General features: G+C 73.3%; 19 protein-coding genes. 11 read left to right on the top strand and 8 right to left on the bottom strand.

Annotation, left to right across the window (positions count from 1 at the left end; genetic code table 11):
* Positions 1-2: 2 nt before the first annotated feature.
* From ACZ6EM_RS02670 to ACZ6EM_RS02630, 9 genes are all read left to right on the top strand, one after another.
* Positions 3-1,346: an L-fuconate dehydratase gene (locus ACZ6EM_RS02670; protein ID WP_465771443.1), complete on the top strand. Its 1,344-nt coding sequence runs from the start codon at positions 3-5 to the stop codon at positions 1,344-1,346.
* Positions 1,343-2,107, top strand: coding sequence for an SDR family NAD(P)-dependent oxidoreductase (locus ACZ6EM_RS02665; protein ID WP_465771442.1), 765 nt, complete (start codon positions 1,343-1,345; stop codon positions 2,105-2,107). Before ACZ6EM_RS02670 ends, ACZ6EM_RS02665 begins: the two co-directional genes overlap by 4 nt.
* Positions 2,104-3,102: an aldo/keto reductase gene (locus ACZ6EM_RS02660; protein WP_465771441.1), complete on the top strand. Its 999-nt coding sequence runs from the start codon at positions 2,104-2,106 to the stop codon at positions 3,100-3,102. Before ACZ6EM_RS02665 ends, ACZ6EM_RS02660 begins: the two co-directional genes overlap by 4 nt.
* Positions 3,102-3,842 carry a (Fe-S)-binding protein gene (locus ACZ6EM_RS02655; protein ID WP_401047255.1) on the top strand — a complete coding sequence of 247 codons (741 nt, stop codon included), beginning with the start codon at positions 3,102-3,104 and terminating at the stop codon, positions 3,840-3,842. Before ACZ6EM_RS02660 ends, ACZ6EM_RS02655 begins: the two co-directional genes overlap by 1 nt.
* Entirely contained in the window at positions 3,839-5,290 is a 1,452-nt protein-coding gene (locus tag ACZ6EM_RS02650; protein WP_401047252.1) for a LutB/LldF family L-lactate oxidation iron-sulfur protein, read from the top strand. The genes ACZ6EM_RS02655 and ACZ6EM_RS02650 overlap by 4 nt, the downstream gene beginning before the upstream one ends.
* Positions 5,287-5,937, top strand: coding sequence for a LutC/YkgG family protein (locus tag ACZ6EM_RS02645; protein WP_401047250.1), 651 nt, complete (start codon positions 5,287-5,289; stop codon positions 5,935-5,937). The genes ACZ6EM_RS02650 and ACZ6EM_RS02645 overlap by 4 nt, the downstream gene beginning before the upstream one ends.
* Positions 5,934-6,239: an L-rhamnose mutarotase gene (locus ACZ6EM_RS02640; RefSeq protein WP_401047248.1), complete on the top strand. Its 306-nt coding sequence runs from the start codon at positions 5,934-5,936 to the stop codon at positions 6,237-6,239. The genes ACZ6EM_RS02645 and ACZ6EM_RS02640 overlap by 4 nt, the downstream gene beginning before the upstream one ends.
* On the top strand, positions 6,236-7,135 hold the full coding sequence (locus tag ACZ6EM_RS02635) for an amidohydrolase family protein (protein ID WP_401047246.1): 900 nt from the start codon (positions 6,236-6,238) through the stop codon (positions 7,133-7,135). The genes ACZ6EM_RS02640 and ACZ6EM_RS02635 overlap by 4 nt, the downstream gene beginning before the upstream one ends.
* A 147-nt stretch (positions 7,136-7,282) precedes the next feature.
* Positions 7,283-7,978 (top strand): FadR/GntR family transcriptional regulator, encoded by a 696-nt coding sequence (locus tag ACZ6EM_RS02630; RefSeq protein ID WP_401047244.1) that lies wholly within the window; start codon positions 7,283-7,285, stop codon positions 7,976-7,978.
* Between the two features lie 440 nt (positions 7,979-8,418).
* Here the strand turns inward: ACZ6EM_RS02630 and ACZ6EM_RS02625 are convergent, their stop codons facing one another.
* The 7 genes from ACZ6EM_RS02625 to ACZ6EM_RS02595 all read right to left on the bottom strand — a co-directional run bounded on the left by ACZ6EM_RS02625 (position 8,419) and on the right by ACZ6EM_RS02595 (position 16,193).
* Complete coding sequence (locus ACZ6EM_RS02625; RefSeq protein WP_465771440.1) at positions 8,419-9,180, bottom strand: maleylpyruvate isomerase family mycothiol-dependent enzyme; 762 nt, start codon at positions 9,178-9,180, stop codon at positions 8,419-8,421.
* 88 nt (positions 9,181-9,268) lie between these two features.
* A complete protein-coding gene (locus ACZ6EM_RS02620; RefSeq protein ID WP_452177498.1) occupies positions 9,269-10,576 on the bottom strand; it encodes an aldehyde dehydrogenase family protein in 1,308 nt (435 codons plus the stop codon).
* Between the two features lie 152 nt (positions 10,577-10,728).
* Entirely contained in the window at positions 10,729-11,616 is an 888-nt protein-coding gene (locus tag ACZ6EM_RS02615; RefSeq protein ID WP_465771439.1) for an NAD-dependent epimerase/dehydratase family protein, read from the bottom strand.
* Complete coding sequence (locus tag ACZ6EM_RS02610; RefSeq protein ID WP_465771438.1) at positions 11,616-12,767, bottom strand: cytochrome P450 family protein; 1,152 nt, start codon at positions 12,765-12,767, stop codon at positions 11,616-11,618. The genes ACZ6EM_RS02615 and ACZ6EM_RS02610 overlap by 1 nt, the downstream gene beginning before the upstream one ends.
* Positions 12,764-14,335: an AMP-binding protein gene (locus ACZ6EM_RS02605; RefSeq protein WP_465771436.1), complete on the bottom strand. Its 1,572-nt coding sequence runs from the start codon at positions 14,333-14,335 to the stop codon at positions 12,764-12,766. Before ACZ6EM_RS02605 ends, ACZ6EM_RS02610 begins: the two co-directional genes overlap by 4 nt.
* A gap of 104 nt (positions 14,336-14,439) precedes the next feature.
* Positions 14,440-15,183, bottom strand: a complete 744-nt coding sequence (locus ACZ6EM_RS02600; RefSeq protein WP_452177494.1) for a glycosyltransferase family 2 protein — start codon at positions 15,181-15,183, stop codon at positions 14,440-14,442.
* Positions 15,180-16,193: a 3-oxoacyl-ACP synthase III family protein gene (locus ACZ6EM_RS02595; protein ID WP_401046004.1), complete on the bottom strand. Its 1,014-nt coding sequence runs from the start codon at positions 16,191-16,193 to the stop codon at positions 15,180-15,182. The genes ACZ6EM_RS02600 and ACZ6EM_RS02595 overlap by 4 nt, the downstream gene beginning before the upstream one ends.
* 220 nt (positions 16,194-16,413) lie before the next feature.
* Between ACZ6EM_RS02595 and ACZ6EM_RS02590 the strand changes: the two genes are divergently transcribed.
* Both ACZ6EM_RS02590 and ACZ6EM_RS02585 read left to right on the top strand, forming a co-directional pair.
* Positions 16,414-17,277: an LLM class flavin-dependent oxidoreductase gene (locus ACZ6EM_RS02590; RefSeq protein ID WP_401046007.1), complete on the top strand. Its 864-nt coding sequence runs from the start codon at positions 16,414-16,416 to the stop codon at positions 17,275-17,277.
* A gap of 242 nt (positions 17,278-17,519) precedes the next feature.
* Positions 17,520-18,215: a phosphatase PAP2 family protein gene (locus ACZ6EM_RS02585; protein WP_465771435.1), complete on the top strand. Its 696-nt coding sequence runs from the start codon at positions 17,520-17,522 to the stop codon at positions 18,213-18,215.
* Positions 18,216-18,272: 57 nt separating this feature from the next.
* Here ACZ6EM_RS02585 and dnaE read toward each other — a convergent pair whose 3' ends face one another.
* A complete protein-coding gene (gene dnaE, locus ACZ6EM_RS02580; RefSeq protein ID WP_401046011.1) occupies positions 18,273-21,836 on the bottom strand; it encodes a DNA polymerase III subunit alpha in 3,564 nt (1,187 codons plus the stop codon).
* Positions 21,837-22,098: the final 262 nt, after the last annotated feature.

Below are 22,098 nucleotides of genomic sequence, written 5' to 3'. Positions count from 1 at the left end.
CCTTGTCCGCAACCACAGCGGCGCGGATCACCGCCGTCGACACCTACGACATCCGCTTCCCCACCTCGCGGGAGCTGGACGGGTCCGACGCCATGAACCCGGACCCCGACTACTCCGCCGCCTACCTGGTGCTGCGCACCTCCGACGGCGAGCCGGAGGGCCACGGGTTCACCTTCACCATCGGCCGTGGCAACGACGTCCAGGTCGCCGCCATCGACGCGCTGCGCCCGCACATCGTCGGGCGTTCCGTCGCCGAGCTGTGCGCCGACCCCGGTTCCCTGTACCGCGACCTGATCGGTGACAGCCAGCTGCGCTGGCTCGGCCCCGAGAAGGGCGTGATGCACATGGCCATCGGGGCCGTCGTCAACGCGGTCTGGGACCTCGCCGCCAAGCGCGAGGGCAAGCCGCTGTGGCAGCTGCTCGTCGACGCCGACCCCGAGTGGTTGGTCTCCCAGGTCGACTTCCGTTACATCGCCGACGCGCTGACGCCCGACGAGGCTCTCGAACTGCTGCGCAAGGGCAGACAGGGCGCACCCGCCCGGGCCGCCGAACTCGTGCGCCGCGGCTATCCCGCCTACACCACCTCGCCCGGCTGGCTCGGCTACAGCGACGAGAAGCTCACCCGCCTCGCCAAGCAGGCCGTCGCGGACGGCTTCGCCCAGATCAAGCTGAAGGTCGGCGCCGACCTTCAGGACGACGTCCGCCGTTGCCGCGCCGCCCGCGCCGCCGTCGGCCCGGACATCCGGATGGCGATCGACGCCAACCAGCGCTGGAACATCGCCGAGGCGATCGAGTGGACGAACGCCCTCGCCGAGTTCGACCCGTACTGGATCGAGGAGCCCACCAGCCCGGACGACGTCCTCGGCCACGCCGCCATCCGCAAGGGTGTCCACCCGATCAGGGTCGCCACCGGCGAGCACGTGCAGAACCGCATCGTCTTCAAGCAACTGCTCCAGGCCGGCGCCCTCGACGTCCTCCAGCTGGACTCGGCCCGGGTGGCCGGCGTCAACGAGAACCTCGCCATCCTGCTGCTCGCCGCCAGGTTCGGCGTCCCGGTCTGCCCGCACGCCGGCGGCGTGGGCCTGTGCGAACTGGTCCAGCACCTGTCGATGTTCGACTACGTCGCGCTCTCCGGCACCACCGAGGACCGGGTCATCGAGTACGTCGACCACCTCCACCAGCACTTCCTCGACCCCGTCGTCATCGACGCCGGCCACTACCGAGCCCCTGCCCTGCCCGGCTTCTCCGCCACCATGCACCAGGCCACCATCGACACCTACACCTACCCCGACGGCGCGTTCTGGGCAGCCGACCTGGCGGGCCACGACAAGGAGGAGCGCTCATGACCACCCGCGACCTCCAGGGACTCACCGCCCTGGTCACCGGCGGAGCCTCCGGCATCGGACTCGCCACCGCCCGCCTGCTCGGCGAACGCGGAGCGGACGTCGCCGTCCTCGACCTCGACCCGAGCAGCGTCCCCGTCCCGCTGCGCGGCTTCACCGCCGACGTCGCCGACGACCGCTCGGTCCGCGAGGCCGTTCAGGCGGCGGCCGAAGCGCTCGGCGGGATCGACATCCTGGTCAACAACGCCGGCATCGGCGCCGCCGGTACCGTCGAGGACAACCCCGACGAGCAGTGGCACCGCGTCCTGGACGTCAATGTGCTCGGCATCGTCCGCACCACCCGCGCCGCCCTGCCGTACCTGCGCCGCTCGGCCCACGCCTCGGTGGTCAACACCTGCTCCATCGCCGCCACCGCCGGACTGCCCCAGCGCGCGCTGTACTCGGCGAGCAAGGGCGCCGTCCTCTCGCTCACCCTGGCCATGGCCGCCGACCACGTCCGCGACGGCATCCGGGTCAACTGCGTCAACCCCGGCACCGTCGACACCCCGTGGGTCGCCCGGCTGCTCGACGCGGCCGACGACCCGGCCGCCGAACGCGCCGCCCTGAATGCCCGCCAGCCCACCGGCCGGCTGGTCAGCGCCGAAGAGGTCGCCGCCGCCATCGCCTACCTCGCCTCCCCGGCCGCCGCCAGCGTCACCGGCACCGCGCTCGCCGTGGACGGCGGCATGGCCGGCCTGCGCCTGCGACCGGAGCCACGCCGGTGAAGCCGCGCCACAACCCGCTCGGCCGCAGCACGGCGCACGTGACCGCACTCGCGTTCGGCGCCGCCGGCATCGGAAACCTGTTCACCCCGGTCACCGAGGCGCAGGCCGAACAGGCCGTCACCGCAGCCTGGGAGTCCGGCGTACGGTACTTCGACACCGCCCCGCACTACGGCCTGGGCCTGTCGGAGCGCCGGCTCGGCGACGCCCTGCGCGAGTTCCCCCGGGACCAGTACACGCTCTCCACGAAGGTCGGCCGGCTGCTGGAGCCGGCTCCCTCCGGCGACGGCGACGACCTGGCCAACGGCTTCGCCGTCCCCGCCACCCACCGCCGCGTCTGGGACTTCAGCGCCCGGGGCGTACGCCACTCCATCGAGGACAGCCTGAACCGGCTCGGCCTCGACCGGATCGACATCGCCTACCTGCACGACCCCGACGACCACGCCGAACAGGCGCTCACCGAGGCCTACCCGGAACTGGAACGCCTGCGCGCCGAAGGTGTCCTGGGGGCGATCGGCATCGGCATGAACCAGGCCGAGCTGCCCGCCCGCTTCATCCGCGAGACCGACATCGACGCGGTCCTGCTGGCCGGCCGCTACACCCTCCTCGACCAGCAGGGGCTGACCGAGCTGCTGCCCTTGGCCCAGCAGCGGGGCGTCGGCGTCGTCATCGGCGGCGTCTTCAACTCCGGCCTGCTCGCCGACCCCCGCCCCGGCGCCACCTTCGACTACACGGCCGCGCCCGACCACCTGCTGAACCGCGCGCTCGATCTCAAGGCCGTCTGCGAGCGGCACGGCGTACCGCTGCGCGCCGCCGCCCTGCGGTTCCCGTTCGGGCACCCGGCGGTGGCGAGCGTCCTGGTCGGCACCCGTAGCGCCGGTGAGGTCCGGGACGCCGCCACCATGCTCCACCACCCCGTCCCGGCGGTACTCTGGGCGGACCTCAAGGACCGCGGACTGCTGCCCGCGGACGTCCCCACGCCCGAGGTGGTGAGCTGATGCGCGTCGCCCTGTTCATCACCTGCTTCAACGACACGCTCTTCCCCGACACCGGCCGCGCGGTGGTGACCGTGCTGGAGCGACTCGGCCACCGCGTCGAGTTCCCGCGGGAACAGACCTGCTGCGGCCAGATGCACTTCAACACCGGCTACCGCCCCGACGCCCTCCCGCTGGTGGCCCGCTTCGCCCGGACCTTCGCCGACTACGACGCCGTGATCACCCCCTCCGCCTCCTGCGCCGGGATGGTCCGCGACAACCACCCCCTGCTCGCCCGCGACCACGGGAACACCGACCTCCAGCAGCAGGTCACCGAACTGGTGCCCCGGGTGTACGAGTTCACCGAGTTCCTGACCGACGTGCTCGGCGTCACGGACGTCGGCGCCCGCTTCCCGCACCGCGTCGCCTACCACCCCACCTGCCACTCCCTGCGCGGCCTTCGCCTCGGCGACCGCCCCGACCGGCTACTGCGCGCCGTCGAGGACCTTGAGCTGGTCGACCTGCCCGCGGCCGACTCCTGCTGCGGCTTCGGCGGCACGTTCGCCGTCAAGAACGCCGACACCTCCGCCGCGATGCTCGCCGACAAGAACACCGCCGTCCTGGCGAGCGGTGCCGAGGTCCTGTGCGCCGCCGACAACTCCTGCCTGATGCACATCGGCGGCGGACTGTCCCGCCAGGGCGCGCCCGTGCGGACCCTGCACCTGGCCGAGATCCTCGCCGCCACCGAAGGAACCGCACGATGAGCAATCCCGGCAGCCGTGGCGTCGTCTGGCTCGGCTCGCCGTCCTTCCCCGAGGCGGCCCGCACCGCGCTTGCCGACCAGCAGCTGCGCGCCAACCTGAAGCGCGCCACCACCACCATCCGCGACAAGCGGCTCGCGGTCGCCTCCGAACTGGACGACTGGGAGCAGCTGCGTGATGCTGCCGCCGCGATCAAGAAGCGCACCTCACGTCACCTCAACCGCTATCTCGTCCAGTTGGAGGCCGCTGTCACCGCGGCGGGCGGCACCGTGCACTGGGCGGGCGACGCCGCCGAGGCCAACCGCATTGTCACCGAACTCGTGCGGGCCACCGGCGAGCGCGAGGTGGTGAAGGTCAAGTCGATGGCCACGCAGGAGATCGGCCTCAACGAGGCCCTCGCCGAGGCCGGGATCACCGCCTACGAGACCGACCTCGCCGAACTCATCGTCCAACTCGGCGACGACCGGCCCTCCCACATCCTCGTCCCCGCGATCCACAAGAACCGCAGCGAGATCCGCGACCTCTTCACCGCCGAAATGGCCCGCTGGGGGCAGCCCGCACCCGACGGCCTCGGCGACGACCCGCGCGAACTCGCCGAAGCCGCCCGGCTGCACCTGCGGAGCAAGTTCCTCACCGCCAAGGTGGCCGTCTCCGGCGCCAACTTCGCCACCGCCGACACCGGCACCGTGGTCGTCGTGGAGTCCGAGGGCAACGGCCGCATGTGCCTCACCCTGCCCGAAACCCTCATCACCGTCATGGGCATCGAGAAGGTGGTCCCCACCTGGCGCGACCTGGAGGTCTTCCTCCAGCTGCTGCCGCGTTCCTCCACCGGCGAGCGGATGAACCCGTACACCTCCACCTGGACCGGCACCACCGACGGCGACGGCCCGTCGCAGTTCCACCTGGTGCTGCTCGACAACGGCCGCACCGACACCCTCGCCGACGAGGTCGGACGCCAGGTCCTCGGCTGCATCCGCTGCTCGGCCTGCCTCAACGTCTGCCCCGTCTTCGAGCGCACCGGCGGCCACGCCTACGGCTCCGTCTACCCCGGACCGATCGGCGCCGTCCTCACCCCGCAGCTCGTCGGCGTGGAGAACGCCGCTTCGCTGCCGTTCGCCTCCACGCTGTGCGGGGCCTGCTACGACGCCTGCCCCGTCAAGATCGACATCCCCGAGGTGCTGGCCCACCTGAGGGCCAAGGCCGTCGAGAGCAAGCCGAAGCGGGCGGAGGCACTGGCCATGAAGGCCGCCGCCGCCGTCCTCGACTCCCCGCGCCTGCTCTCCGCCGCCCAGAAGGCCGCCGCCCTCGGCGGCCGGGCCCTCGCCCGGAACGGGCGCATCGGCCGGCTGCCGGGCCCGCTGCACGGCTGGTCCGACACCCGCGACACCCCCGCACCCCCCGCCGAGTCCTTCCGCACCTGGTGGCGCAAGAACAGGGACCAAGAAGCATGAACAGCCGTCAGGCCATCCTCGGCCGTATCCGCGCCGCGCTCACCGACGTCCCCGCCGACGAACTGCCCACCGACGTCCCCGTACCCCGGACCTACCGGCGCAGCCACACCGAGCCGGGCGAGGACACCGTCGCCCTGTTCGCCGAACGCGTCGCCGACTACCGGGCGCACGTCACCCGCACCGATCAGGCGGGCCTGCCGGCCGCCATCGCCGCCGCGCTCACCGCGTGCGGGGCGCGAAACCTGGCGCTGCCCGGTGGCTTTCCCGTCGAGCTGCTGCCGTCCGGAGACTGGCAGTGGCACCCGGAACCGCTGGACGTCCCAACCTTGAACGCCTTGGACGGCGCCGTCACCCTCGCCGCCGCCGGCATCGCCGTCACCGGCACCATCGTCCTCGACACCGGCCCCGGCCAGGGCCGCCGCGTCCTCACCCTCGTCCCCGACTACCATCTGTGCGTCATCCACGCCGGACAGATCACCGCCGACGTCCCCGACGCCCTCGCCCGCCTCGACCCCTCGCTGCCGCTGACCTTCATCTCGGGCCCCTCCGCCACCAGCGACATCGAACTCGACCGCGTGGAAGGCGTGCACGGCCCCCGCACCCTGCACGTCGTCATCGTCGACCCCACCCGCCCGGAGCAGCCATGAGAGTCGCCCTGCACACCCGCGTCCGCGCCGATCGGATCGCCGAGTACGAGGCGGCCCACCGCACGGTGCCCGCCGAACTCACCGCCGCCATCCGGGCCGCCGGCGTCACCTCGTGGACGATCTGGCGCAGCGGCTGCGAACTGTTCCACCAGCTGGAGTGCGAGAGCTACACCCGTCTCCTCGCCGCACTGGAGCACCTCCCGGTCAACACCGCCTGGCAGGAGAAGATGGGCGAACTGCTCGACATCAGCCACGACTACTCCGACGCCGGGGCCGGCCTCCCGGTGGTGTGGGAACTGTGACCGGACCTCAGATCATCGACGCGCACCACCACGTCTGGGACCTCGACACGCGGCCGCAGCCCTGGATCACCGGAGAGGCCCTCGCTCCACTGGCCCGCTCCTTCACCGCCGCCGACCTCGCCCCCGAAGCCACGGAGGCCGGAGCGGTCGCCACGGTCGTCGTGCAGACCGTCTGCGTCCCCGAGGAAACCCCCGAACTGCTGGCCCTGGCCGACGGCAGCGACCTGATCGCCGGCGTCGTCGGGTGGACCGACCTCACCGCCCCCGACGTTGCCGAAGCGATCGCCGCCCTGCGTGAACTCCCCGGCGGAGAAAGACTGGTGGGCATCAGGCACCAGGTCCAGGAGGAACCCGACCCCGCTTGGCTGCTGCGCCCCGACGTCCAGCGCGGCCTGATCGCCGTCGCCGGCTCCGGCCTCGCCTACGACCTCGTCGTCAAACCGCACCAACTGCCCGCCGCAGCCCTCGCGGCCGCCCGGCTCACCGACCTGACGTTCGTCCTCGACCACCTCGGCAAGCCCCCGATCTCCGAGGGCACGCTCGACCCCTGGGCAGCGGACCTGCGCCGCCTGGCCGCGCTGCCCAACACCGTGTGCAAGCTCTCCGGCCTGGTCACCGAGGCCGCCCCCGGTCGGTGGCGCACGGAGGACCTCGCGCCGTACGCCGACACCGCCCTGGACGCCTTCGGCCCGCAACGCCTCCTCTTCGGCTCCGACTGGCCGGTATGCACCCTTCGGGCCGACTACGCCGAGGTCGTCCGGATCACCCGGCGCCTCACGGACCGGCTCGGCGCGGGGGAGAGGGACGCGGTGTTCCGGCACAACGCGATCCGCGTGTACGGGCTCGGCGCCCCGGGTCGGCCCGCGGAGGGACGTGCCGGTCCGCCGGGACCGTAGCCGCCGCGGGCGGAGTGCGGCCCACCCGGGACGGACGGCCTCCTCAGGGATCTTGCCGGATGGTCTTGACCTTTCGCGGTCAAGGCGATCTCCGGGCGGGTGCCATGGAAGCTATGCTGCAACGATCAGGACCAGGGAGGCAGGAGCGTGCCAGTCACCGACTCGGCGATCGAGAAGATCAAAGCCATGATCGTCAGTGGTGAGCTGCGCCCTGGTTCGCGACTCCCCAAGGAGGCCGACCTGGCCGAGCGGCTCGGTCTGTCGCGCAACTCCCTGCGTGAGGCCGTGAAGGCCCTCTCGCTCATCCGGGTGCTCGACGTACGCCAGGGGGACGGCACGTACGTGACGAGCCTGGAGCCCAACCTGCTGCTGGACGCCCTGGGCTTCGTCGTCGACTTCCACCAGGACGACTCGGTGCTGGAGTTCCTGGAGGTCCGCCGCATTCTGGAGCCCGCTGCCGCGGCCATGGCGGCCCGAGTGATGCCGGACGAGGACATCGCCGCCCTCGGGGAGATCCTGGAGAGCCTGAGCGACGACGCCTCCCTGCAAGAACTGATCGACAACGACCTGGAGTTCCACCGCAGGATCGCAGCCGGTTCGGGCAACACCGTCCTGTGCTCGCTCGTCGAGGGCCTGTCCGGCCCGACCGCCCGGGCGCGGATCTGGCGCGGGCTGACCGAGGAAGGCGCGGCCGACCGGACCCGCCAGCAGCACCGCGCCATCCTCGACGCGATCGCCCACCGCCGCCCCGACCTCGCGCAGGCCTGGGCGACGGTGCACGTGGCAGGCGTCGAGCAGTGGCTGCGGGACACCCTCGGCGCAGCCGGATCCTCACTCGGCTGACCCCGGGGCGGGTGCCCGGCGCGGCGCGACCTCCGCACAGGCGGGGGTGCCGGGCTCGGGCGCACGCCGAGAGGCCGGGTGGCCCGGGGTGTTCCACGGGCCACCCGGCCTCGTCCTCGGCGCTCCGGCTACTCCTCGGTCGGGCCGAGGTCCGGCTGCTCGCGGAGCTCCACCGTGCGGGCGAAGTGGCCGATCCGGAGCCGCTGGTTCCACCGGAGACCGGAGGACGTGCCGCGCGTGGTGAGTCCGACGGCGGACCGGGACCGGCGCCTGTCGTGTCGTGTCCGCGATGTTGGCGCAAACACTCAGGCACTTCCGCCGGCGGTGGGTCGGCAGCATGGCTCTGGAGTTCGACGTCCTCCACGTCCCCCGACGACAGCCCCGGCCGGCCCGCGCCGAGTTCCGGCGCGGGCCGTCGTGCGGTGGGTTCGGGCGCCGGCCTAGAAGGCGGAGTTGGTGAACCAGAGGTCCAGCAGTTCTTCGTCCCCGGAGGCCGTGATCCCGGGTGCCGAGCGGTCGGTGCGGCCGTAGAGGAGGAGCAGGAGGTCGGCGGCGGTGGCGGAGACCGTGGCGTCGGCGTCGGTGGCGGTCGCGTCGGCGGGGGCCGGGCCGAAGCCGTCGGGGCGCAGGTGGATCAGCCAGTCGCCGTCGCCGTCGGTGCGGGTGAAGCGGAGGGTGCGATCGGCGGCGCGGAGCTTGGCCGTGTGCGGGGCGAAGAGGGTGGCGTGCGGCAGGTTGGTGAGGAATTCGGCCACGCCGTCCGCGGCGAGGTCCGGGTCGATCTCGGGCTTGAGCCCCAGGGCGAGTTCGGCGTCGACGCGGTGGACGAGGGTCTCGAAGAGCATCCGGCGCACCCAGAAGCGGGCGTGCTGGTCGGCGCCCCAGGCCCACATGGGGGCGTCGAGGTCGGTCGCCGCGAACGTCGCGGCCGCTTCCGCGCCGGCCTCGGTGAGCCACGCCGGGTAGTCCTCGGCCCGTTCGGGGAGCTTGAGGTCGACGTCCCGGCTGGTGGGCGGTGCCTGGATGCGTTGCCGCAGCAGGACGGTGAACCAGCGCTGGACGCTGCCGGCGTGGCGGAGGAGGTCGGCGAGGGTCCAGTCGGGGCAGGTGGGGACGGGAGTGGCCGGGTCGGCGGAGCGTACGGCGGTGGCGAACCTGTGGGTCTCGGCGGCCACGGCGTCGACGTGCTCGTTCGGGGTCATGGACGGTTGCTCCGGAGGGATTCAGGGGGCGGCGGGACCAGCGGTCCGGTGGCGAGGGTGAGGGTGGAGGGGGAGGGCAGGGGCGGGATCAGCCGAGGGGCTTGTCGACGACGGCCTTGGTGTGGCTGAACGTGTCGATCGAGTACTCGCCGTGGTAGCGGCCCATGCCGCTCTCGCCGACGCCGCCGAACGGCAGGTCGGGCATCGCCAGGTGCGAGACCGGGAGTCCGAAGCTGAGCGCGCCGGAGGAGGTCTCCTCGGTCAGTCGCCGCTTGGTGTCCGCGGATTCGGTGAAGGCGTAGAGGGCGAGCGGCTTGTCGCGCTCGTTGATGAAGGCGATCGCCGCGTCGAGGTCGGGGACGGTGAGGACGGGCAGGATCGGGCCGAAGATCTCGGCCCGCATCACGGGGGCGGTCGCGGGCACGTCGGCGAGGACGGTCGGGGCGAGGTAGCGCGTGGCGCGGTCGTGCCCGCCGCCGGTGACGGTGCGTCCGTCGTCGAGCAGCGCGGTGAGCCGGTCGAAGTGGCGCTCGTTGACGATGCGCCCGTACTCCGTGCTGGTGGCCGGCTCCTCGCCGAACAGTTCCCGTACGGCGTCGGCCAGTTCGCGTTCCAGGCCGGCCGCGGTGTCGCCGACGGCGAGGACGTAGTCGGGGGCGACGCAGGTCTGTCCGGCGTTGAGGAACTTGCCGCGGGCGATCCGCCGGGCGGTGACGCCGAGGTCGGTGCCGGGGTCGACCACGACCGGGCTCTTGCCGCCGAGTTCCAGGGTGACCGGGGTCAGGTGCTTGGCGGCGGCGGTCATGACGATCCGTCCGACGACGCCGTTGCCGGTGTAGAAGATGTGGTCGAAGCGCTGTTCCAGCAGGGCGGTGGTCTCCGGGACGGCGCCTTCGACGACCGCCACGGCCTCCTCGCCGAGGTAGCGCGGCAGCAGCTCGGCGATGGCCGCGGAGGTCGCGGGGGCGAGTTCGCTGGGCTTGAGGACGGCGGTGTTCCCGGCGGCCAGGGCGCCGACGAGCGGGGCCAGGGCGAGCTGGAGCGGGTAGTTCCAGGGGGCGATGATCAGCACCACGCCCAGGGGGTCGCGGACGACCCGGGCCTCGGCGGGGCGGAAGACCTCCGGTACGGCGGCCGGCTTCGGGTCCAGCCACTCGGCCAGGTGGGCGACGGTGTGGTCGAGTTCGGCGAGCGTGAAGCCGATCTCGGTCCGGTACGCCTCGGCGGCGCTCTTGCCGAGGTCGGTGTGCAGGGCCCGCTGGAACGCCTCGGCCTGTTCGGTGAGCAGGGCGCGCAGGGCGGCCAGCCTGTCCAGGCGCCAGGTGAGCGGCCTGGTCCGGCCGGTGGAGAATTCGGCCCGCAGGCGGGCGACCACGGCGGGGATGGCGTCAGTCATGAGGGGTCTCACGGTCTTGAGGTGGGGAGCCGGTGCTTGCGGGTAGAAATTTTTCACTACCTGAAGCAATGGCGACCCTAGGGATGAAAGGTTGAGTTTGTCAAGCATCCTCCTGCGATTCTCCCGGCATCCCCCGTTCGCTCGGACAGGTGTCAGGGGCGGTAGTCGCGCAGGTCGTGGGCGGGGTGCCAGCCCTGGGCGCGGGCGCGGGTCAGGTCGAGGACGACACCGCGGGTGAGGAGGTCGACGGTGTACGGGGTGAGGCCGGGGACCACCGTGGTGCGGGCGGCGAGCCGGACGAGCGGCGCGGGGAGATGGGCGATCCGGGCGGGGCGGCGGTGGACGGTGAGGATGTGGCGCAGCGCGTCGTCGCGCCGGTACGGGGCGGCGTCCGCGATGTTGTAGGCGCCGGGAGCCCAGGGCGCGGCGCCGGTGAGGCCGAGGGCGGACAGGCAGGCGTCGGTGAGGTTGGCGACGGCGGTCAGACTGAGCGGGAGGTCCCGGCCGGGCAGCGGCAGCAGGCCGTACCGGGCCCGGCCGAGCAGCTGCGGAAGGAGGTGCGGGTCTCCGGGGCCGTAGACGGCGCGGGGGCGCAGGACGACGGCACCGGCCGCGAGGGCGAGCCGTTCGGCGGCGGCCTTGGTGCGGCCGTAGGCGTTGAGGTGGCCGGCGGTGGTGGGGTGGTCCTCGGTGAGGACGGCGGCGGTGGTGCGGGGGTCGTAGACGCTGGCGCTGCTGACGTGGACGAGGGGGCGGCCGGCGGCGGCGCGCAGGACGCGCTCGGTGCCGGTGACGTTGACGGTGTGCTGGTGGGCCTCGGCCGGGTGGCCCGGGGGCAGGTCGGCGACGGCGGCGGCGCAGTGGACGACGAGGTCGGCGCCGGTGAAGTCGGGGTCGTGGGCGGCGGCGTCCCAGCCGAGGTGGCGGCCGACCGGGCCGGGGCGGCGGCCGTGGCAGGTGACGTCCAGGCCCAGGACGGCGGCGGTGCGGGCGAGGTGGGCGCCGCAGAATCCGGAGGCGCCGGTGACGGCGATGCGCATCAGGACCGTCCTCGGCGGAGCGTGAGTTCGGCGTAGCCGGGCAGGGCGCAGCGGCGGTCGACACGGGCGCGGGTGACGACCGGGCGGTGGGGGGCCAGCGCGAGGAGCACGTCGGCGAGTTGGGCGCGGGCCAGGCCCGCACCGGGGCAGGCGTGGGGGCCGGTGCCGAAGACGGCCTGGGTGGCGGCCGGGTCCGGGCTCGGAGCGCGGTGGTGGGCGAGGGCGGCGTGCCGGGCGACCAGGATCAGCCGGTCGCCGCGGCGCACCCGGTGGCCGGCGAGAGTGGCGTCGGCGGCGGCCGCCCTGGGCAGCAGCGGGGAGGGCGCGGTGAGGCGCAGCAGTTCGGCGGCGAGACGGGGCGCGCCGGCCCCGTCGACGGCCGCCCACAGGCCGGCGTCGGCGCACCAGGCGACGGCGCGGGGGACGGCCGCGAGGGTGGTGTTGACGGCGGCGACGGCGACCATGGCGTCACGCGGATCGGGCAGCAGGGCGCTGAGGCGGGCCGCGGCGTCGACCGCCTCGGCCGCGGCGCGGGCTCGGCCCGGGCGCGGTCCGGGCAGGTGGTCGCGGGCGGCAGCGGCGGCCGCCTCGGCTGCGGCGTCGGCGAGTCGACGTGCGGGGACGGTCGCACCGGTGAGGGCGGCGGCGGTGGTTCCGGCCAGTTCCCTGACGAGGTCCACGAGTTCGAGGTGCCCGGTGGCCAGGTCGGGGACGCGCTCGGCGAGGACGGCCTGCCAGAGCGGGCGGATCCGGGCGCGGGCGCTGGTGTCGACGCCGGCGGCCAGCGTACGGCGGGCGGTGCGGTGGTCGCCGCCGTCCTGGTCGAACAGCGCGCCGCCGTCGGTCAGCCGGGCCGCCGCGCCGCCGGTGGTGCCGGGCGCGGTGCGGTGCAGCGGGACGCGGGTGAGGGCCTCGTGGTAGGCGTCGGCGCCGTGCACCAGCAGGGTGCGGCCGAGCCGCAGGACCGGGCGGCGGCGGGTGGCGCAGAGCAGCGCGAAGAGCGCGGGGTGGCTGTGCAGGTAGACGCGTCGGTCGCGGCGCCGGGCCCGGCGGCAGGCGGCGGCGAGGGACACGAGGTCCGTGGCGGTGGTGGTCCCGGCGGGCGTAGCGGCGGGCGTCGCGGTGGCGGTCGTGCGGTCGGACGGGTTCATCGGGTCAACTCCTGTGCGCAGTGGGCGGATGCCGCGGCCCGGTCGGGTTTGCGGGAGCGGCCGGTGAGCGGGACGGTGCCGAACAGGACGGCGTCGGGACGGGCGGAGCCCATGCGGTCGAGCGGCCCGCGCAGGGCGGTGCGCAGGTGCCGCGGGTCGGTGCCGGGGGCGGGCTGGACGAGGGCGACCAGCCGTTCGTCCCCGTTCCCGTCGGGAACACCGACCAGCACGGCCAGTTCGACGCCGGGCACGTGCAGCGCGGGCTCGTACAGGCCCGGGTAGATGTTCTCGGCGTGGCGCAGCACCATGTCCTTGAGGCGGCCGGCGAGGACGATCCGTCCGTCGGGAGTGAGGCCGGCGTGGTCGCCGGTGCGGATCCACGGGTCGGGCTCCTCGCCGAGGTAGCGGTGGCGGGCGCCTGGCCCGGTGAGCCGGAGTTCGCCGTCCTCGGCGAGGCGGGCCCGGACGCCGGGCAGCGGGTGGCCGACGAGGTCGCCGTTCCCGTCGTGGGCGCTCTTGTCCGCCTCCTCGACCGCGGCGGCGGGGAACAGTTCGGTGAGCGCGTAGACGCTCCACGCTTCGTCGGCGCCGGACCGCTTGACCCGGCGCAGCAGGGCGGCGTCGGCGGGGGCGGAGCCCGTCCAGACCCGGCCGGTGAAGCGAGCCCCGGCGGCGAGGGCGGCGCGCAGCTGCGGCGGGGTGAGGTAGGTGTGGGCGGGGGAGAGCCGGGCGAGCTGGCGGCCGAGCGCGGCGGGGCGGCGGGCGGGCAGGACGACGGCGGCGCCGGCGGCGAGTGCCGGGACGAGGACGAAGAAGGTGCCGCCGAGGACGACCGTGCCGGGGCGCGGGCCGACCAGGTCGGCGACGGTGCCCAGCCCGGCGGCGAGGCCGGCGCGGGTGTGGACGACGGCGCGCGGTCGGGCGGTGGTGCCCGAGGTGAAGACGATCACCGCGTCCTCGCTGCTGTGGCCGTGGCCGTGGCCGTCGCCCTCGGACGGGGCGGCCGGCGGGGCAGCGGGCAGGGCGGAGTCCGCCGGGCGCAGCCGGGGTGCGCAGCCGGGCAGGCGGCGGCCGAGGGTGGCGACCGGCCCCAGCGCGGTGAGCCGCGGGAGTGCGAGGTCGGCGCGGCGGGCCAGCGGCCCCGCCCAGCCGGCGACGGCCTGGGCGGCGGCGTCGGCGAGGACGAGATCGGGGCGGGCCAGTGCGAGTCGGGCGGCGAGCACGTCGGGTCCGGCGGTCGGGTCGAGGACGGCGATCCGCAGGCCCAGCCGGTGGGCGGCGAGCATGACGGCCAGCGCGCGCGGGCCGGGACGGACGGCGACGCCGACGGTCGCGCCGGGACCGGGACCGGGACCGGGACCGGGACCGGGACCGGGATCGGAGCGAGAGCCGGAGCGAGAGCCGGAGCCGAGGCCGTGGGCGTGCAGGGCGGCGGCGTAGCCGTCGGCCAGATCGGCGAGCTCGCCCCGGCGGATCACCGGGCGGACGGTGCCCAGGGCGGTCTGGCGCAGGACGGCAGGCCGCTCGGGGTGGTCGGTGCGCAGGGCGTGGGCGAGGCGGTCGAGCACGGGGGGCTGCTTTCGGGGAGCGGAGGTGGGCTGGGTGGGCGGCCGTCGGCGGGTTCGGTCGACGACGGCCGGTCCGATGGAGGCCTGAATGCCTGGATGCCGGCTCAGCGGACGTCGACCGGGCGCGGCCCGGCCCCACGTTCCAGGTACCAGCGGGCCGTGCCCACCACCCCGTACGCGCGGATCCGCCGTGTGGAGTTCTGCACCACCATGTCGCGGCGGCGCACCACCGCCGTGGTGTGCCGGCGGACCCTGTTGAGGAACGCCCGGTCGGTGGGGGAGGGCCGGCGGGGCATGCCGCCGACGGCCTGGTAGAGCTCGGCGGTGATCGCCATGTTGTTGCCCGCGTGCATCCGGTACGGGGTCAGGTAGCCGTGCCGGCGGTGGTGGGCCGGCCGGATCCGGCCGAAGAAGGCGCCGAGGGCGACCAGGAGCAGGAACACCGCGCGCCCGGCCGGCCCGTGTTCGTCGCGGCGGGCGGTGACCCGGCCGCAGACGAGCCCTCCGCTGTCCAGCAGGCCGGCCCGGGCGGCGGCGGTCCAGCCGGGTTCGGGCAGGCAGTCGGCGTCGGTGCGGGCGAGCAGGGTGGCCCCGTGGGCGATGGCGTGGCGGAAGGCGGTGTCCACGGCGGAGCCGACGCCCTTCTCCGGCTCGACCAGCACCTCGACGGGGAACGGTGCGCGGGCGGCGAACGCGCGGACGGTGGCGACGGTGCCGTCGGTGGAGCCGTTGTCGGCGACGAGAAGGGTGAAGTCGCGGTCGCGCTGGGCGGCGAGGGCGCGCAGCACGCCGTCGATGCGGTCCTGCTCCTGGTAGGCGGGGACCACCACCCACAGATCGGTCCTCACGACGCCTCCCAGACCATGGTCATCAGGCTGACGCCGCCGCCGAGGCCGACCAGCAGGACCTTGTCCCCGGGGGCCAGCGTGTCGCGTATCCGGTCGAGTTGGACACCCAGGGTGGCGCTGGCGACGTTGCCGATCTCCGGGACGGTGAGCACCAGCTTCCCGGCCGGCGCTCCGGTCAGCTCGACGAAACGTTCCAGGTACGGGAGCGTCACCTGGTGCACCAGGACGCGGGCGTAGTCGTCCCAGCCGAGGCCGGTGCGGGCGGCGAGCCGGGCCAGAACAGCAGGGCCGATCGTCTCGAAGATGCCGCGCAACTCCTTGCCGCCGCCGCGGAAGTAGCTGTGCTCGTCACCGCGCGGGTGCCGGGACCCGCCGCCGGGGATCCCGCCGGCCTCCCAGTGCTCGGAGGCGGTGGCGGTCTCGATGTCGAGGATGCCGCCCCGCTCGACGGCCTCGACGACGACGGCCGCCCCGGCGTCGCCGAAGGTGTAGCCGGCGAAGCCGTCGCGCACCTCCGCGATGCCGGAGGGAGCGCGGCGCATGGCCCGGCTGGGGGTCTCCCCGGTGACGACCAGGGCGCGGCGGGCCCGTCCGGCCAGGATCATCGCCCGGGCCAGGTCGATCCCGTTGAGGAAGCTGTTGCAGGCGTTGCTGACGTCCAACGCGTGGGCCCGGGTGCCGAGTTCGGCCTGCACGATGTGGGCGGTGGCGGGCTCGCAGACGTCCCGGGTGGCGGAGGCGAACAGGAGCAGGTCCACCTCCCGCGGATGCAGCCCGCGGGTGTCGAGGGCGCGCCGGGCGGCGCCGACGGCGAGGGTGGAGGCGTACTCGTCGTCGGCGGCGAAGTGCCGGCTGCGGATCCCGGTCGCCTTCTCGAACATCCGCTCCGGCAGGGCGAGTCGGCCGACCGCGGCGATCTCGTCCTGAAGCTGCTGGGAGGTGAGCCGGCGGGCCGGCAGGTGGGAGCCGACGGCGGTGATGCCGATCCGCGGTATCGCTGCTGATTGCATGCCTTCATGCTCCGGCGATCACGGCCCGGCCGGCCTGAGTACGGGTACTCAGAGCGGCCCGTTCCGCTACCCGATCACGTCTGTGCAGGTGGACGGTTGCCGGGCTCGTCCGACTCCGTGAGGCCGCTGACGCCAGGACCCGGGTGACTTCCCGGGTGCTCGGGAATCCTGATGGGGCACGCCTCTTGCCCGCTCCGGGGCTGCTGCGCATCCTGCTGGAATGCGCTTCTCCGTCAACCTCCCCAACTTCGGCGACTTCGCCGACCCCCGCAACGTCGCGACCGTGGCCGCCGCCGCCGAACAGGCAGGCTGGGACGGCCTGTTCGTCTGGGACCACGTACTGCATCGACGACACCAGGGGCGTCCGTTCGCCGACCCCTGGATGCTGCTGACCGCGGCCGCGCTGGCGACCTCCCGGATCCGGCTGGGCACCCTGCTGACGCCGGTCCCCCGGTACCGACCGCAGCAACTCGCCCGCCAGGTCGCCACCCTGGACGTCCTCAGCGGCGGCCGGGTGGTCTTCGCCGCCGGCCTGGGCGGTCCGATCGAGGACGAATACCTCAGCTTCGGCGACACCTCCGAACCGCGCCTCCTGGCCGAACGACTGGACGAGGGGCTGGAGCTGTTGAGGCGCTTCTGGTCCGGCGAGGCGGTGGACCACCACGGCCGGCACTACGAGGTCCGGGACGTGACCTTGCTGCCCGCCACCGCGCAGCGGCCCTGTCCGCCGGTGTGGATCGGCGGGTTCTGGCCGCGCCGCCCGCCGATGCGGCGGGCGGCGCGGTGGGACGGCGCGGTGCCGCTCTTCGAGACGGCCCGGCACGGCCAGGCGCCGGACGTGGCGGAGGTACGGGATCTGGTCGGCTATGTGCGCAGACACCGTACGGTCGCGGCCGAGCGCCCCTTCGAGTTCGTGCTCGGTGGCGCCACACCGCCGGACGCGGCCAGGGCCAGGGATGTGATCGGTCCGCTGCACGACGCCGGTGCCACCTGGTGGGACGAGCGCCAGCTGCAGACCGGCCCCGACCTGGACCGGCTGCTCCCGGTACTCCGCCGTGTCGAGGCGGGGCCGCCGGTCCTCTGATCGGCCGTCGAGGGCGTGCCGCGCTGGTCGGCGGGGTTCGCCGGTGGCCCGGCGGGGCAGCGCGGGGCGGTGGCCGGGGCCGTTCAGGATGACCTGGTGAACCGGCGTCGACCGGCCGGGGGCCACGACCCGCGCGAGGCCGTGGTGGGGACGCCGGCCGGTGCCGTCGGGCGCGGGCTCGCTACCCTGGCCGCGCGGGGCCGCGTTCCGGTGGCCCGGGCGGTGCTGGCAGGAGGGCTGGGATGGCGGCTGACCGGATGACGGAGCGTCGGCGGTGGGTGGTGGTGCTCGTCGGTGCGTGGTCGGCCTTCGCGGTGGTCGCGGCCGTGGTGGCCACGCACGGCTGGGCGCCGTTCGCCTTCGAGCAGGCCGCCATCGACTGGTGCACCGCGCATCGCCCGGAGCTCGCCCGCGCCGTGGCCATGGCCGTCACCTCCCTCGGTACCGGCGTGGTCCCCTACCTCCTCGCCCTGGCCGCGGGCGTCCTCACCGCCGTCGGGACCACGGGCTCGCCGAGGCGCCGGTGGACGACGGTACGGGCGCTGCTCCTGCCCGTGGTGTGGCTGGCGCTGGGGCAACTGCTGCGCCAGGGCCTGATGCACGCCTTCGGCCGGCCCCGGCCGCCCGTGACGGACTGGGCGTTCACCGCCTCCGGCTTCGCCTTCCCCTCCGGGCACGCCTTCACGTCCGCCCTCTGCGCCGGCCTGCTCGCGCTCGCCGTCGCCCGTACGCGCCCGGCCGCCACCCGCACGGCCGTCGTCGGCGCCGTGCTGTTCGCGGGCACGATCGGCCTGAGCCGCGTCTACCTCGGCGTGCACTGGCCGCTGGACGTCCTCGCCGGCTGGCTGCTGGCCGTCGGCTGGCTGGCGGCCGGCGCCGCGGGCTCCTCGTACCTGCCGGAGTGCGCGAAGCGGTCCGGCGCGACCAGGACCGCGTAGCCGGACCGCCGGGCCCGCCGCTTCCGTCCTGACCGGAAGCGGCGGGCCCGGCGCCGGTCAGGACCGGACGGCTGCGCCCACCCAGGCGCGGTTGCCGAGGAGGGTCTTGACGTCCGAGGCGAGCCCGTTGTCCGGGTTCACCCGGTATCCGAGCTCGTAGAGGGTGTCCTTGTCCCAGTTGGTGGTGCGCAGCCGGACCGGGACGTCGCCGGGGTGGGCCTGGAGGGCGAGCTTGAGTTCGGCGACCACCTGGGGGTTGATCCGGGCGGCCGGGACGGTGATGTGCACCGGCGGCTTGGTGCCGAGCTCGGCGGAGGAGACGTCGAGGGTGGTGATCTCCTGGCCGAAGACGCTCAGGGACCCGTCGCGTTCGTTGAGCCGGCCGCGGATCGAGATGACGTTGTCCTCGATCATCTGCTCGGCCATCAGGTTGTAGGTCGCGGGGAAGAACAGCACCTCGACGGAGCCGTCGCGGTCGGCGAGGGTGATGATGGCCCACGCGTTGCCGGCCTTGTTGATCCGCCGGTCGACGCCGGTGATCAGGCCGGAGAGGCGCACCTCGCCCTCGGAGCGGCCGGAGCCGAGGAGTTCGGCGATCGAGGTGTCGCGGCTCTGGGAGAGGATGTGCTCGGCGCCGTCGAGCGGGTGGCTGGAGACGTAGAGGCCGAGCATCTCGCGTTCCAGGGCGAGGAGTTGGCGGCGGGGCCATTCGTTCTCGGTGAGTTGGAAGTCCAGCCCGATGCCGGGTCCGTCGTTGCCGGTGTCGAGGGCGCCGAAGAGGTCGTCCTGGCCGATGGCCTGTTGCTTCTTCAGCCCGGTGACGGCGTCGATCGCGCTCTCGTGCACGGTGCTGAGCGAGAGCCGGGTGTGGCCGAGGGAGTCGAAGGCGCCCGCCTTGACGAGGGAGTCGACGGTGCGCTTGTTGCACACCACCAGTTCGACCTTGTCCAGGAAGTCGGCGAAGGAGGTGTACTTGCCCTGCTCGCCGCGGGTGCGCACCAGGGACTCGATCACGGGTACGCCGACGTTGCGCACGGCCTTGAGGCCGAACCGGACGTCGCTGCCGACGGCGGTGAAGTCGACCACGGACTCGTTGACGTCGGGGGAGAGGATCTTGATGCCCATCTGCCGGCACTCGGCCAGGTAGACCGCCATCTTGTCCTTGTCGTCGGCGACCGAGGTGAGCAGCGCGGCCATGTACTCCGCGGGGTAGTTGGCCTTGAGGTAGGCGGTCTGGTAGGAGACCAGGCCGTACGCGGCGGAGTGCGATTTGTTGAACGCGTAGCCGGCGAACGGGACCAGGACGTCCCAGACCGCCTGGATGGCCTCGTCGGAGTAGCCGCGCTCCTTGCAGCCGGCGTGGAAGGGGACGAACTCCTTCTCCAGCACCTCCTTCTTCTTCTTGCCCATCGCCCGGCGGAGCAGGTCGGCCTGGCCGAGCGAGTAGCCGGCGAGCACCTGGGCGGCGCGCTGGACCTGCTCCTGGTAGACGATGAGGCCGTAGGTGGGGCCGAGGACGTCCTTCAGCGGCTCCTCCAGCTCGGGGTGGATCGGGATGATCTCCTGCTGGGCGTTCTTGCGGAGCGCGTAGTTGGTGTGGGAGTTCATGCCCATCGGGCCGGGCCGGTAGAGCGCGGAGACGGCGGAGATGTCGGCGAACTCGGTGGGCTTCATCAGCTTGAGCAGGGCGCGCATGGGGCCGCCGTCGAGCTGGAACACGCCGAGGGTGTCGCCGCGGGCCAGCAGCTGGTAGGTGGTGGGGTCGTCGATCGGGATCTTCTCGATGTCGACGTCCACGCCCCGGTTGGCCTTGACGATCTTGATGCAGTGATCGATGATGCCCAGGTTCCGCAGCCCCAGGAAGTCCATCTTGATCAGGCCCATGGCTTCGCACGACGGGTAGTCGAAGCCGGTGATGATCACGCCGTCCTTGTCCCGCATGTGCAGCGGGATGAGGTCGAGCAGCGGCGTCGAGGAGAGGATGACGGCGGCGGCGTGCACACCGGTGCCGCGGATCAGGCCCTCGATGCCCAGTCCGGTGTCGATGATCTTCTTGACGTCGGACTCGTTCTCGTACAGCGAGCGGATCTCGGTGCCCTCGTTGTACCGCGGGTGCTTCTCGTTGAAGAGGTCCGCCAGCGGGACGCCCTTGCCCATGACGTCCGGCGGCATCGCCTTGGTGATCCGGTCGCCCATCGCGAACGGGTAGCCGAGGATGCGGTTGGCGTCCTTGACGGCGGCCTTGGCCTTGATCGTGCCGAAGGTGTTGACCTGGGCGGTGTAGGCGGAGCCGTACTTCTCGGTGACGTAGCGCACCATCTGGTCGCGCTGGCGGTCGTCGAAGTCGATGTCGACGTCCGGGGGGTTGATGCGCTCGGGGTTCAGGAACCGCTCGAACAGCAGGTCGTGCTCCAGCGGGTCCAGCTCGGTGATCCGGGTCAGGTAGGAGACCATCGAGCCGGCCGCCGAGCCTCGGCCCGGGCCGACCGGGATGCCGTTGTCCCGGGCGTACTGGCAGATGTCGGCGACCACGAGGAAGTACGCGTCGAAGCCCATCGGGGAGATGACGCCCATCTCCAGCTCGACCCGGTCCAGCACCTCCTGGCTCGGGTTGTCGCCGTAGCGGTGCTTGAGGCCGGCGGCGATCTTCTGGCGCAGGAACGAGGCCTGGGTCTCGCCCTCCGGCACGTCGAACTGCGGCATCCGGTCGACGTAGTTGAAGACCTCGTCGTACGACTCGACCCGCTCGGCGATCGCGAGCGTGTTGTCGCAGGCCTCCGGCAGTTCGCGGAAGAGCTCGCGCATCTCCTCGGCGGTCTTCACGTAGTAGCCGCTGCCGTTGAACTTGAACCGGTTCGGGTCGTCCTTGTTCTTGCCCACGCCGACGCAGAGCAGGCTGTCGTGGGCGTCGGCCTGGTCGGCGGTCACGTAGTGCGAGTCGTTGGTGGCCAGCAGCGGGATGTTCAGCTGCTTGGCCAGGCGCAGGAGGTCCTCGCGGACGTCCTTCTCGATGGACAGGCCGTGGTCCATCAGCTCCAGGAAGTAGTTCTCCTTGCCGAAGATGTCCTGGTAGGCGCCGGCCGCCTTGACAGCCTCCTCGTACTGCCCGAGCCGCAGCCGGGTCTGCACCTCGCCGGAGGGGCAGCCGGTGGTGGCGATGATGCCGGTCGCGTTGGCGGCGATCAGCTCGCGGTCCATCCGGGGCTTCATGTAGTAGCCCTCCATCGACGCGAGCGAGGAGAGCTTGAAGAGGTTCCGCAGACCGGTGGCGTTCTGTGCCCACATGGTCATGTGGGTGTAGCGGCCGCCGCCGGAGACGTCCTTGCCGCCCTCGCCGTCGGCGCCGGACGGGCGCTGGCCGCCCGGCGACCAGAACACCTGCTTCTTCAGGAAGCGGGAGGCCGGGGCGACGTACGCCTCGATGCCGATGATCGGCTTCACCCCGGTCTTCGCGGCGGAGTGGAAGAACTCGTAGGCGCCGAACATGTTGCCGTGGTCGCTCATCGCGATGGCGGGCATACCCTGTCTCTCCGCCTCGGCGAAGAGCTTGCCGTTCTTCGCCGCCCCGTCCAGCATCGAGTACTCGGTGTGGACGTGCAGGTGCGCGAAGCTGTCGGACACGGCGCTGTGCTCCAGGAAGGGGTGTCGGTCGGGGAGCGCCCCACGCTAGCCGATCGGCGGCGGCGACGCGCCGGGCCGGGGTCCCGTTGCCGGGACCTTGACGCATCCTCCCCGGTTCCCCGACGGGCGACGGGACGTCCGGGTAGGGTGGGGCCCGTTTGCCCGGGGGTGCGGCGCGGGGTCGTGGCGGAGGCAGGCCGACGCTCGGGCCGGCCCGCCAACTCGGCTGCCGGACAGTCGGGTTGTGGGGCAGTGGGGCAGT

The organism is Kitasatospora sp. NPDC041917 (assembly GCF_055589745.1).
The sequence above is the reverse complement of the archived record's forward strand: the minus strand, read 5'-3'. Positions and strand labels throughout refer to the sequence as shown.